We start from the raw sequence: 12,173 nt of genomic DNA, 5'->3' as shown, positions 1-12,173 counted from the left end.
CTAGACGAAGGTCAGCAGGATCGTGCCGGCCGCCGACGCGAGGATGCAGACCAAGATGCTGATCGCCAGGCCCTTGAACCCCTGGATCTCACGGCCGGTGAACGCGGCGAACGCCAGGTAGCCCGCGGACGCGAGGAAGCCTGCGAGGCCCAGGATGATCACTCCCCACGCCAGCCAGTTGAGGAGCGTCGAGATGCCGTCGACGCCGGGGGGCGCTTCCGGGGTCGGGTTCGGAAGAACGCTGGTGGCCAGCGCGTAGATCCGGTTCATGCTTCATCCCTTTCGGTTTCCCGCGCGAGCGCGCGGACGTTCTTGATGACCTGCCGAACTCGCAGGGGGCTTGAGGACAGGCGCGCTTCCTCAACGCGCCACGCCTCCATCCACGGCAGGTGCCAGCCGTGTGGGGTCATCCGCCCGAGCCTGCGCGCGGCTGAGCGCTGCGCCGCGGTGAGGCGGGGTCCGTCGTCGACCAAGACGAGACCCACTAGCCGTGACGCGGGAAGTGTGTCGGCGGCCCAGAGCTTTGCGAACCGGTCCGCCGCTGCGAGGCCGGCGCGATGGGTCCGCGCGACTGCCACGACGTTCAGCCTGGGGAGAGGACGCTCCCAGCCGGACGCGACCGGCCAGTGCTGCCCGACGTCGAGCGCGTCGGGCCCCAGCAGGGCCGTCACGGTGCTCGCTCCGGCGCCGCCGTGCAGGCCCATGACGCAGAGCGCCGGGCGATCGCCCGTCTCGACGACCGGCCACGGTCGCTCGTCGCTGACATCCACATCGGGGGCGGACTGAGGTCGGGCAGGGCCGGTCAGGCTCAGCGCGTCGTCCCACAACGGGTCCCCGGCGGCCTCCTCCTGCACGGCCGCCGGCGGAGGCGCGGCCGCTGCCACGAAGGGGTTCTGTGGGGCCGGCACCGCCGGCTCCCGCTTGCGTCGAATCACTCCCTCACTCCTTCTAACGATGATTGACTTAGATTATCGCACAATCGTAAGGATGTCTGCTAGTATTTTCTCATATCAGGTTCAGATGGACGCGACAGGGGGAGCGGATGCAGCACTACCAGCGACTTGCGGGGGTGGTGGTCGTGGCGGCATGCGTGGCTGGGCTCGGAGCCTGCGCCACGTCGCCGAGCGCGTCGCCGCCGACGACCGCCGGAGGGCTGCCGCCGACGTCGACGCTGCCGACGCCCGCTCCCGGAGAGTCCGCCCCCGACACCCTCGTCCCGGGCGATGATGCAGGGGCCCGATCTGCGGCCGTCGACGCGCTGTCCGACTTCGTCGCTCGCGAGCGGTCGTACGAGGACTGGTGGCGCGCGTTCGCGCCGCACCTGACGCCAGGGGCGCGGCAGGCGTTCGAGTTCACTGACCCGGCCGCGATCCCGGCCGCGTCCGTGACCGACAACGGAACGCTCAGTGCCGCACCGGACGGGACCTCGGCCTCCGTGCTCGTCGGCACCGACGTGGGGCAGTACCGGGTGGAGCTGGTGCGCCAGTCGGTGGGCGCCCCATGGCTCGTCGACCGGCTCACCCCGCCCGGTGACTCCTGATGGGGCGCGTCGCAGGAGGCGTCGCCGCGGTGGCGCTGTTCCTCCCGATCCTTCTGGTGGTCATCCTCGGCGGTGGCGGCTGTGTCGGCGGCGCCACCGGGGTCGTCACTGACGCCGTCAGCGTCGACACCGAGCAGCTGCCCGACGTGCCGAGCCCCGGTCTCTCCAGCGACCCAGAGACGCGCGCGGAGCAGATCCGCAACGCCGCGTTCATCATGAACGCCGCCACCGAGGAAGGGTTGCCGGTCAAGGCCCAGATCATCGGCGTCCAGGCGGCACTCGGGGAGTCGACGCTGATCAATGTCGACTACGGAGACGACATCCACGGCGTCACCAACCCGGATGGCACCCCCACGTGCTCGCTCGGCCTCTTCCAGCAGCAGTGGTGCCTGGGGTGGGGCACGAAGGAGGAGGTCATGGACCCCTCGACGAGCGCAAAGCTCTTCTTCCGCGCGCTGGCGAAGGTCGACGGGTGGACGGACCTCGAGCCGACCATCGCCATCCACCACGTGCAGCGCAATGCCAACCCGTGGCACTACGAGCCGCACTGGGAGACGGCCAACATCATCGTCGGCGCACTTGCCGGCATCGTCGTAGATCCGAGCGGTACGGGATCAGCTCCCAGGTGCGCCGTCGACACCAGCGCGGGAAGCGGCGCGATCCCGGTTGGGTGGGCGGAGCCGGGCCCCTGGGGCGGTCACCAGAACGGGCGCATCCCGGACAGCCAGATCAAGCCGCTGCCGTGGGCCCCTGGTCACCGCCTGCGCGCCGACGCCGCCGACGCGCTGATCGCGCTGAACAACGCCTACCGCGCGCAGTTCGGCAGGGACATCGCCATCACCGACGCGTACCGGGACTACGACACCCAGGTCATCCTCAAGGACCAGAAGGGCGGGATGGCAGCCACGCCCGGTACTTCGTTCCACGGTTGGGCCCTCGCAGTCGACCTCGGTGGCGGCATCAACCGGTTCGGCACACCGCAGCACGTCTGGATGAAGAACAACGCCCCTGCCTACGGCTGGATCTTGCCGGTCTGGGCCGACGAGGGAGGGGACCTGCCCGAGCCGTGGCACTGGGAGTTCTGGGGAGTTCGAGATGACGCTTGATCCGCAGTCTGTACCGCCGTTCCCGGTGGTCAACCTCCGCCTCTCGACCAGCGGTGAGCTCTTCGTCGACGGTGCACCCGTGGAGGTCGCGGACGGCCAGAGCGCGACGACCGTCGGCGTCCAGGCGGTCGCCGAGTACGTCCGCGCCCACCACCTGAACGCGGTGCGCGCCCGAGCCACAACCCCCGACGGCACCTTCCAGATGATCGTCACGGCCGACGGTGAGGCGATCGACACGACTCCCCCACCAGAGCGCGCTGCGCCCCGCCGTCGACCGCTCCTCCTGGCCGCGGTCGGGACGAGCGTCCTGGCCGTTCTGAGCCTGACCGCCGTAGGCGTCGCGCTCGCCGGCGGAGAGGATCCAGCACCGCCAGCCACTACCGAACGCTCCACGCCTGCCCCACTGCCAGGTGCGGGCGCCAACCTTCCGGTCCTCGCTCCCCCCGGGTTCGCGCAGAAGGCCACGTGGGCGCTTCCGGTCGCCGCACGGTCCACGCCCATCCTCCTGGCCGACGGGCGCGTAGTCCTGACCGATCCGGACGGCCGGCTGCGCATCGTCGACGGCGCGACCGCGGCAACGACCTGGACGGGATCCAAGGCTCGTGCCGACGTGCATGCGGCTCAGGTGCAGGGCCGGCCGGTCCTGGCCGCTTCCTCGGGAGAGGAGCTGACCTTGTGGCCGCTCGACATGGGAGCAGATGAGTGGGACGGGTCCCCGGTCACCCTCGATCTGACCGCGCGCGGCAAGGTCACCTACCTGGGGTCGGTGCCACTCGTCACGCTCGAGAACCAGACCGTCGCCCTCTTCGACGGCGACGGCCTGACCCGACGGGACATCCCCGTCGGCTCCCGGCCCGTCCTCGCGACAGGTGAGGGCGTCATCGCCGTCGGACCTGACACGTGGTGGCTGGTCACGGCCGACAACGAGCCTCAGGAGCACGAACTTCCCCGGCCCGCGGGAGCCAGCGGGAAGCCCCTCGCCGTCTCCGCCGCGACCGACACCCAGCTCTTCGTCACCTGGTCCACCGGCGACGACAGCGCCGTGGCGGCGCTGATCGACCTCACGAACGGGACGATCCGAGCCTCGAGCGACATCGCCACAGGCGCTATCCGCGCGGACGCCGAACCTCTGCACGACCCCACGGGCGACTCCATGACGCTCGGCACTGTGCTCGTCGACTACTCGGACACGCCGCACGTCGCCCAGCTCAAGGACATCACGCCGACCGCCGTCCATGGGCGGACCGTCTACGGGTCCGCCGACCGTCGCGCTGCGATCGCCACGGGCACGGGCACGGGCACGGGCACGGGCACGGGCACGGTTCGTGTCTACGGCGACAGCGGGGCGCCAGCCCTCCCCTTCGCCGTCACCGACGACTTCGCCTACTTCGTCGCCGAGAAGGTCGACCAAACCCTGCTGTACGCACTTCCCCGCACAACTGAAAGGACGAACCCATGATCACCGTTCTCGTCCGCCCTGACGGCACGGGCGGCCAGGTCCGAATGCCTGACCGCATCGTCGACCTCGATCCGGGATCACCGAGCGAAGTGCAGGCTCAGGCCGTGAGCGTGCTCGTCGAGCACTCGGCCAGCTCTGGCGAGTCGCTCACCGTCCAGGCTGAGACCGGCGCGCAGATGCGCCACCTGCGCGTCACCCCCGACGGCCGAGTCGAGGTCATCACCCTCGACGAGGACGCCGGTCTCGCACCCACGGCGGCCGCGCCCGAGGCGGAACCCGAGACCGCGGTCCCGACCGCCGCCGGGCCGGAGCTCGCCGACGAGAGGCCTGCTGCGCTCCCCGCCCTCGCGACGGCGCCTCACCAGGACGCCCGAACTGACGGCCCGACTCCCCCGCCGTACTCCGACACGCCGCGCGCAGCGGCCGCTCACGACGGCGCTCCCGCCACGCGGCGCGAGCGGCGTGAGTCGTTCCTCACCCATGAGCAGATCGAAGAGCCGGCACAGGAAGGGCTGCGCGGGCTCCTCGCCCGCGTCGGGATCCGCATGGCGCCCAACGAGGCCGAGCGAGCTCAACGCGAGGACGCCCGGCACGTCTCCCAGCACTGGCCCGGCCCGCGCACCATCGTGATCGTCAACGGCAAGGGCGGGGCGAACAAGACCCCCACGACCATCTGCCTGTCCGCCGTGTTCGCGCTCTTCGGTGGTGCCGGCGTCGCCGCGATGGACAACAACCAGACGAGAGGGACGCTGGGGTGGAGGACCGAACAGGGCCCACACGAGGCCACGTTCCTGGACCTGCTGCCGGCCGTCGACCGGCTGCTCGGGACCTCGGCCCAGAGCGCTGACCTCGCTCACTATGTACATCACCAGACGCGCGACCGCTACGACGTTCTGCGCTCCCAGCCGCTCATCCTTGCCAAGGACCAGCGGCTCGGCGCCGACCAGTTCGACGCGCTCCACTCCGTCCTGCGCAAGTACTACCGGCTCATCTTCATCGACACGGGCAACGACGAGTCGGACGAACTGTGGCTGCGCGCGGTCGAGAACGCCGACCAGCTGGTGGTCGCGACGACCACCCAGGCCGACCGAGCCGAGGCTGGCCGACTCCTGCTCGACACCCTCGAAGAGCGCGACGAGCGCAGTGCCGCCCTCGCACGCAACGCCGTCGTCGTGGTCAGCCAGGAGAAGAAGGGCGGCACCCTCGACGAAGCCTCCAAGCTCGCAGCAGATGACCGGTGGATCGCCCGAGAAGCCGTGGCCATCCCGTTCGACCCGGCCATGCAGGAGGGCACGCTCCGATACGGAGCGCTGCGGCCCGAGACAAGACGTGCTTGGCTATCCGCGGGGGCAGCGGTAGCCCGCGGTCTCTGACCGCCGCGCAAGTCCACACGTCAGCCCTCACAGAACGAGATCTCAGTTGCCCTACAAGTCCCCGGACGACGACCTCGACTCGCTCGGACAGATCGCCCGCAGCGATGACAGGATCGCCGTGATCCGACACCTGCGTCAGAAGCCCGCCGAGAACTACTTCGGTGCCATCCAGAAGGGCACCGGCATAGCCACCGGCAGTCTCGGGAAGCACCTGCGCGAGCTCGAGACCGCAGGAGTGATCCAGGGAGACCTCCCCCAGCACGAGCGGCACGGTCGGTACGTCCGCTACCAGCTCGACGAGAAGCGCGTCCGTCAGCTCCTCAAGAAGTTCGAACGAGTGCTGCTCGGCTGACGCCGGCTCACACTCCCCCGGGCCCGGGCGCACACAACGCGCCCGGGCCTGTTCTCGGCCCCGAGACTCACCGAGAATCGCGCTGTTCACTTGGCAAGCATCAGAGTACGCAACATACAACGATAGATTGTTAGCAGGAGGGGGCAGGGCGTCACGCGCTCATCCGGCAGGATGAAGTCATGCCGCGACTGACGAAGCCCCCGGGGATGCCTAGGGAGGTCGAGGTCGCCATTGAGCTCATCGGCAACAGGGCGCGCGCCGAGGTGCTGCGCGCCCTGGCTCTCCATGACACGCTCACAATCCCAGAGCTCGCGGACCTACTCGGAGCGACCCGGCAGGCCGTCCAGAGACACCTGCGCGTGCTTGAGGCGCAAGAGCTCGTCCACGGCGACGTGCCGCCGGAACGGCGCCAAGGCCGTCGCGTGCAATGGCGCGCCAACCAGCGCGAGGTCGAGAAAATCGGCACCGCGTTCGCGGACTACATCGCCGGCCGCTGACGACACGCGCGGCGTGTCCTCCCACAGTCGCCATATGCCTATGGCTAGGTTTCTAGACATGGCTACGAAGGCAGCGAGGACACGACGGGCCCGCGGGTCCCTCGACGCTCACACGCGCCGGTCGCTGTTCGCTGAGATCGACAAGGACGCGAAGGCCACGTTCGACGAGATCGCGGACGCCACCGGAGTCTCGCTCGCCCTCGTGCTCGAGGAGCTGGCGAAGCACGCGCGGAGCGAGCTCGACGACAACGGAGTCCCCGAGTGGTGGCCGTCGTCGGCCACGCAGCAGGACGGATTCGAACTGGTGATCGCCAACCGACGGGAGGCTGCTCCTCGCAAGAGCGCATAACCCCATAACGCAGAGCGGCCCGCCCCCGAAGGGGCGGGCCACGATCAGAAGCTCATCACCCTCAAGCTTGGCGGCGCGGAGGTGATGGGCCCCGATTGACGCACCCTCAGGTGCGTCGCTGTCTGGAGACCATCATAAGCACCCATCGGGCCCTCGCACACGAATTCGGGGGCGACACACCGAGCGGCGTCGAGCTGCACGCGCCCGATTCTGAACGAACGTCCAGTGCGTCCCCCGACGTAGCCACGGCAGAGTGGGCCGCCTGCGCTCCCCTGCTCGCAGGCGCTCCGCGGGTCCGGCTCGGATCACGACGCGCCGGCGGGGTCCAGTACCGCGACCGCGACGAGCGTCCCCTGACCGCCGCCCTGCCCTCGACGCCGGCAGCCGTGCGCGTGTACGGCGACGACGGCACCTGCCGTGCCCTGTGCTTCGACCTCGACTCCTCACGGGGTGGCGCAGCGCGCGTCCTCGCCGATGCGACACGGCTCGTGCGCGAGCTCGAGTCGGTCGGCGCTCGGGTGATCACCGACGTCTCCCCCAACGGCGGCCGCCACGTCTATGTCCCGCTGGCCGAGCGCCTGGACTACACCAGCGCCCGCGAGCTCGTTGAGGCGATCGCGACCGCCTACCCCACGATGGACCCCGGACCGCACCAGTCGCTGCGCACCGGTTGCATCCGCGTCCCCGGCGCCGCCCACGCAACGGGCGGCCACCAGGCGCTCACGATGAGCCTCAACATCGCCGTCGACGTCCTGCACCGGCCCAGCGCCGCCGCAGCGGTCGGCGCGCTCCAGGACGCCTACCGCGCCCAGATCGACGCGCTGCGGGCCGCACAGGCCCCTCTCCATGCCTCTGAGCCCGCTACGGACCCGCACAGCTCGACCGTCCGCGGGCGGGCTCTTTCGGCGCGTCTGACGCGCATCGCCCGCGACGGCGTCTACGACACCGGCCGCTACCCCTCACCGTCCGAGGCACGACAGGCCGTCATCGCCGGCGCGGCCGCCGCAGGCTGGCGCCTTGCCGACGTCGCCGCCCGCCTCACCGACGGACGCTGGCCCGGCCTGGCAGCGCTCTACGCCCGCTACTCGCCCACCCAGCGCCACGGCGCCCTCGCCCGCGACTGGCACAACGCCCAGCGCCACGTCACCCAGCACACCCCCCCGCCCACGACGGCCGGGAATCACACTGTGCATAGATCCAACACAAGCGCCCAAGAGTCACAGGGGGGCACCGCAGACCTCGGCGACGAGCACGCCTTCGTTAGGACCTGGCGAGCCTGCCTTCGCACTACAGAGCAACACCGGTTCCCTGGCCGTAAGTGGTACGGCGCTCGATTCCTCCTACGAGCTCTCGGAGAAGCAGCGCACAAGACCGGGAGCCGGTACGTCTCGTTCGGCACCCGCTCTCTGGCCATCGCGACGGGGATGGACCACTCAACCGTCTCCGTCCTGCTCCACGAACTCGGGAAGGCCGGCTGGATCGACCGGCTCGAGCAAGGTCGGGGCGAGCACGCTGATCTCTACGCCCTCACGCTCCCGTCGGACCTGGTTGACCGCGCCACGCACCTGCGGTGGGAACGCGGGCAAGTGCACGCGCTGAGACCCGTGTTCCGGGAGCTAGGGCATGTAGCCGCGCTAGTGTTCGAGGCCGTCGAGAACAGCCGCGCAGAGACGATCACCCAGTTGGTGGACGTCACCGGGATCTCCCGCCGCGCGGTTCACGAAGCCGTCGACCTGCTCAGCGGGTGGGGACTCCTCGAGCGGACGGCGGGAGCGCTTCTCCCCCGCTCCGACGCGCTGCTCCGCGTGGCCGAGCAGCTCGGGGCCCTCGAGGGCGTCGCGGACCAGCTGCGCCTCTACGCCGCGCAGCGCGGCGCATGGCGTGCGTACCTCACGCGACACGAAGCCGCGGAACCTGCAGACCCGGTCGAGTCCTGGTGGTGGCCACCGGACGATGCGCAGGCGAGTGAGTGGACGTTGGTCGACGGCCTCGCGTCATAGGCATGGTTGGCAGCAAGGCTTGTAAGACTTGCAAGTAATGCAAGTCTTACAAGGATTGAAAGCATTACATTATTTGCTATGCTGGTTGCCGCGCCACGGCGTGTCCAGCAACGAAAGCAAGTATTGCAATGCTTGCATTGCAGCAGGAGGTGCCAGAGATGCCCGTCACGATCCTCTTCGCCAACAACAAGGGTGGAGTCCAGAAGACCGGATGCACGGTCCAGACCGCAGCCGGTCTCGCACGTCAGGGGCTCGACGTCCTGGTCGTCGACATGGACCCGCAGGCGAACGCCACCCGACGCCTCGGGATCGACTGGGACCCCGCCAATCCCATCCCGAGCGTGTCCGAGGCCATCGCCGCGAACGCCGAGGGCGCCGGTGAAGGTGCGGTCGTCGAGTGCGGCTGGAAGAACGCCGCCGGCGAAGCGACGGCAGAGGCCAAGCACATCGACGTGATTCCGGCCCGTTTCGACCTCATCAACCGCGAAGCCGAAGCCGGCACCGTCGGCGCGTTCCGCCGCCTGCGCAAGGCACTCACGGGCTGGACAGAGGACTACGACGTCGTACTTATCGACTCCCGCCCGGACCTTGGCCACCTGGTGCAGATGTCGATGAGCGCCGCTGACGTCGTAGTCATCCCCTCCGACACAGGCTACGACTCCGTCGAAGCGGCGATCCGGGTCAGCGACTTCGTAACGCAGCACGCCGTCGACCTCGCCAACCCCAAGCTCCGCGTCGGCGGAGTCCTCGTGACACGGCGCCGCCAGACCGCTGAGGGAGATTTCCAGATCGAAGGGCTGCGTGAGCGCTTTGGCGACCTCGTGTGGAACCTGCGCACCGCGAAGATCATCCCCGGCGACGTGGAAGTGGAACTCACGCCGCCGTACGTGCCCGAGTGGACGAGGTTCGCAGAGGCCGACGCCGCCGGCGTCTCGCTCACCGCCTGGAACGATGAGCGCGGACGCACCACAGTCCGCATCTTCGACGAGGTCGCCCAGCGCATCATCGACCGGATTCTGCCAGCGTACGCCGAGAGGATCGCCTGATGGTTGAGCGCAAGCGGCCCAGCGGAACCAGCCCGATCTCCCTGACGCCCCGCGTCGAGCCGATCGCGACACCTGCGGTGCCCGCGCCAGTCGTCCAGCCGACAGCCGACCCCGCAGCTCCGACGGCACCGTCGGAGCAGCCAGGCACGCGGACTGAGGCTCCGCCCGCGGCCGTGCCGCGGCGGCGCTCCCCGGCGCAGCGCCCGCGCTCGACCGAGCCTGAACCTCCGGTGCCGGCCACCGTGGGCACAGCCATGATCTCCCGGACCTTCCGATTCCAAGAGGCCCTGATCCGCCGTGCCGAGACAGCCGTCCTGCGCACCGCCGGCCTCGAGGGCGGCCACGTCTCCATGACCGCGCTGCTCAACACCGCGCTCGAGCGCGAGCTAGCCCGCCTCGAGGACGAGCTGAACGACGGCGAGCCGTTCCCCGCGAACCGAGGAGGGTTCCGCAGGGGCCGGCCCATCGGGTCCTGACCGCCACCGATCGAAGGAGCAGCGCATGACCATCGACCTCACACACCCCCACACGTTCACCGTGACGATGCCTCCGGCGCGTGCGGACGTCGAAGGGAGTCTGCTCAGGATCCTGGGAGATGGGCCGAGCGGGCCCGTGGTGGCAGACCTGATCTGGCCGAACGCCGCGGCTCCCGACCAGCTCTAGCAACTCTTCCCACCGCCTCGGTGATCCTCGGATGAGGGACACCGGGGCGGTGTCGTTCCCAGACCCGGCCGGTGGCCGGTGGGGGAGTGGTGGGGCTGGCTGTGGTGGTCGAGCTCGCCGGGGTGGGTGGTGCTCCCGGCCGGTGGCCGGGACCTGAGTCGTGGCCGCTGCGCGGCCGCGGTTGCCGCGCTGCGCGCGGTTTTCTTCCCCTCCTGGCTCTCCATCATCACCCGCGCACCCCGTGCCGAAACCCGCTCGCCTTCGGCGCCGGCCCGCCGTCGAAACCGGCCCGCGCGGACGAAAGGCGTGTCCGCGCAAACCGGCCCCGCCGTCGGTCCGGACCGCGGGTTGCGGCCCGGGGGCCCCGCGCGGGTGGTGATTACGACGCCAGGAGGGGGCGAAAAACGGTCGGGACCACCGGCCACCCACCACCTGCGCAGGAAGGAGCCCTACGTGGCTCAGCAGCCCCAGATCCGTGCGCGCTCCGTCGCCGACTTGCTCGCCTACATCCCCGCCCGCATCGGCTACGCGCCGACCGAGAGCCTGGTCGTCGTCGGGCGCCGGTCGACCACGGGACAGGTCGGGCTGGTCGCCCGCGCCGACCTGTCCGACGTGACGCCCGAGACGGCCGACATGCTCGCGGTGCACATCGCGAACGACCGCGCCGCGTCGGCGGTGGTCGCCCTCTACACCGACGACCGGCAGGGGGCCGACCGCGTGCTCGCCAGCATGACCGAAGCGCTCCACGGGCAGGCCATCGACGTCCAGGACGCCGTCCAGGTGAGCGCCGCCGGGTACGTCGACATGCACGCCTCGGCCGCCGTCGTCCGTCCCCTGTCGGACGTCACGTCGAGCGTGCTCGCCGCCGAGATGGTCGCCCTCGGCATCGCTCCGGTCCGCGACCGCGCCGGGCTGCTGCCCGCCGAGGCCCAGCCCGAGGCGCAGGCCACGGCCCGTCGGGCCGCCGAGAAGCACGCGGCGAAGAGTGCCGACGAGCAGACCACGCACGCGCTCGCCACGTGGCGGCTCGCGCTCACGGGCCTGGTCGGAGGCCCCGGGGTCTACGGCGAACTGGCGCAAATGCTCACGCACACCAAGGTGCGCGACGCCGCCCTGCTGTCCATGGTCCCCGGGATCGGCCCCGACACCGTGACCGAGACCGCCGCCGGAAACGCGCCCGACGAGGCAACCGGGCGGGCGGTGGCGGCGATCGTCGACCCGAAGGTGGGCGAGCGCCCGGGCCACGCCGCCGACGCGGCCGCCGACCTCCTCGCCCAGATCGTCGCCCACGTGCCCACCAGCGCCCCCGCCTGGACCCTCTGGGGCCTGGTCGCCTGGTGGCACGGGCAGAGCCCGGCCGCGGGCGACGCATTCGCCCGCGCGCTGCGCAGCGACGAGTCCTACCGGCTCGCGCTCCTGCTCAACACCGCCATCCAAGTCGGGATGCCCCCCGCCTGGGTCGCGCGCGAGCGCGACGCGCACTGACCGCCCGGCGCACGGCCCGTGGGGGAGCCCCGCGGGCCGCGCGCCGTCGCACGTGGTGCTGCCCGTACCGGCCCATCGAGGGCCGGCACGGGCACCGGGGAGCTGCCGCCCCCCGAACCCCCGCCTCCAGCGTGGGGCCGGCGTCGACGACGACGCCGCCAACGAGTCCTCGGTGTGCAGGTGGTCCCGGCCGGTGGCCGGTGGGGGAGTGGTGGGGCTGGCTGTGGTGGTCGAGCTCGCCGGGTTGGTGCTTTCCCGGCCTTCGGCCGGGACCCGAGTCGTGGCCGCTGCGCGGCCGCGGTT

General features: G+C 70.6%; 14 protein-coding genes. 12 read left to right on the top strand and 2 right to left on the bottom strand.

Going from position 1 to position 12,173, the window contains the following annotated elements; translation table 11 throughout:
• On the bottom strand, window positions 1-270 hold the full coding sequence (locus LGQ04_RS16990; RefSeq protein ID WP_229245160.1) for a hypothetical protein: 270 nt from the start codon (window positions 268-270) through the stop codon (window positions 1-3).
• Complete coding sequence (locus LGQ04_RS16985) at window positions 267-935, bottom strand: DUF6668 family protein (RefSeq protein ID WP_229245159.1); 669 nt, start codon at window positions 933-935, stop codon at window positions 267-269. Before LGQ04_RS16985 ends, LGQ04_RS16990 begins: the two co-directional genes overlap by 4 nt.
• A gap of 155 nt (window positions 936-1,090) precedes the next feature.
• On the opposite strand from LGQ04_RS16985, the gene LGQ04_RS16980 reads away from it, so the two are divergent.
• From LGQ04_RS16980 to LGQ04_RS16925, 12 genes are all read left to right on the top strand, one after another.
• Entirely contained in the window at window positions 1,091-1,540 is a 450-nt protein-coding gene (locus tag LGQ04_RS16980; RefSeq protein ID WP_229245158.1) for a hypothetical protein, read from the top strand.
• A gap of 29 nt (window positions 1,541-1,569) precedes the next feature.
• Window positions 1,570-2,646 (top strand): M15 family metallopeptidase, encoded by a 1,077-nt coding sequence (locus tag LGQ04_RS16975; protein WP_229245157.1) that lies wholly within the window; start codon window positions 1,570-1,572, stop codon window positions 2,644-2,646.
• Between the two features lie 25 nt (window positions 2,647-2,671).
• Complete coding sequence (locus LGQ04_RS16970) at window positions 2,672-4,105, top strand: hypothetical protein (RefSeq protein ID WP_229245156.1); 1,434 nt, start codon at window positions 2,672-2,674, stop codon at window positions 4,103-4,105.
• Between the two features lie 104 nt (window positions 4,106-4,209).
• Window positions 4,210-5,478, top strand: a complete 1,269-nt coding sequence (locus tag LGQ04_RS16965; protein ID WP_229245155.1) for a MinD/ParA family ATP-binding protein — start codon at window positions 4,210-4,212, stop codon at window positions 5,476-5,478.
• A 46-nt stretch (window positions 5,479-5,524) separates the two neighbouring features.
• Window positions 5,525-5,830, top strand: a complete 306-nt coding sequence (locus tag LGQ04_RS16960; protein ID WP_229245154.1) for an ArsR/SmtB family transcription factor — start codon at window positions 5,525-5,527, stop codon at window positions 5,828-5,830.
• A gap of 179 nt (window positions 5,831-6,009) precedes the next feature.
• Window positions 6,010-6,327, top strand: a complete 318-nt coding sequence (locus LGQ04_RS16955; protein WP_229245153.1) for an ArsR/SmtB family transcription factor — start codon at window positions 6,010-6,012, stop codon at window positions 6,325-6,327.
• A 58-nt stretch (window positions 6,328-6,385) separates the two neighbouring features.
• Window positions 6,386-6,676, top strand: a complete 291-nt coding sequence (locus LGQ04_RS16950; protein WP_143314469.1) for a hypothetical protein — start codon at window positions 6,386-6,388, stop codon at window positions 6,674-6,676.
• Between the two features lie 386 nt (window positions 6,677-7,062).
• The gene (locus tag LGQ04_RS16945; protein ID WP_229245152.1) at window positions 7,063-8,676 is read left to right on the top strand and encodes a bifunctional DNA primase/polymerase; all 1,614 of its coding nucleotides are present in this window, start codon (window positions 7,063-7,065) and stop codon (window positions 8,674-8,676) included.
• Between the two features lie 158 nt (window positions 8,677-8,834).
• A complete protein-coding gene (locus tag LGQ04_RS16940; protein ID WP_229245151.1) occupies window positions 8,835-9,722 on the top strand; it encodes a ParA family protein in 888 nt (295 codons plus the stop codon).
• A gap of 254 nt (window positions 9,723-9,976) precedes the next feature.
• Window positions 9,977-10,198, top strand: coding sequence for a ParB family protein (locus LGQ04_RS16935; RefSeq protein ID WP_229245150.1), 222 nt, complete (start codon window positions 9,977-9,979; stop codon window positions 10,196-10,198).
• A gap of 25 nt (window positions 10,199-10,223) precedes the next feature.
• Window positions 10,224-10,385 carry a hypothetical protein gene (locus tag LGQ04_RS16930; RefSeq protein ID WP_229245149.1) on the top strand — a complete coding sequence of 54 codons (162 nt, stop codon included), beginning with the start codon at window positions 10,224-10,226 and terminating at the stop codon, window positions 10,383-10,385.
• A gap of 453 nt (window positions 10,386-10,838) precedes the next feature.
• Window positions 10,839-11,870 carry a DUF4192 domain-containing protein gene (locus LGQ04_RS16925; RefSeq protein ID WP_229245148.1) on the top strand — a complete coding sequence of 344 codons (1,032 nt, stop codon included), beginning with the start codon at window positions 10,839-10,841 and terminating at the stop codon, window positions 11,868-11,870.
• Window positions 11,871-12,173: the final 303 nt, after the last annotated feature.

This window comes from Cellulosimicrobium marinum (genome assembly GCF_020551945.1).
GTDB classification, from domain to species: Bacteria; Actinomycetota; Actinomycetes; order Actinomycetales; family Cellulomonadaceae; genus Cellulosimicrobium; species Cellulosimicrobium marinum.
This window is presented reverse-complemented; position numbering and strand designations above follow the sequence as displayed.

Coding starts and splice junctions, on each gene's coding strand:
- LGQ04_RS16930 (WP_229245149.1), top strand. CDS start 10,224: ATGACCATCGACCTCACACACCCCCACACGTTCACCGTGACGATGCCT.
- LGQ04_RS16935 (WP_229245150.1), top strand. CDS start 9,977: ATGATCTCCCGGACCTTCCGATTCCAAGAGGCCCTGATCCGCCGTGCC.
- LGQ04_RS16940 (WP_229245151.1), top strand. CDS start 8,835: ATGCCCGTCACGATCCTCTTCGCCAACAACAAGGGTGGAGTCCAGAAG.
- LGQ04_RS16955 (WP_229245153.1), top strand. CDS start 6,010: ATGCCGCGACTGACGAAGCCCCCGGGGATGCCTAGGGAGGTCGAGGTC.
- LGQ04_RS16990 (WP_229245160.1), bottom strand. CDS start 270: ATGAACCGGATCTACGCGCTGGCCACCAGCGTTCTTCCGAACCCGACC.
- LGQ04_RS16950 (WP_143314469.1), top strand. CDS start 6,386: ATGGCTACGAAGGCAGCGAGGACACGACGGGCCCGCGGGTCCCTCGAC.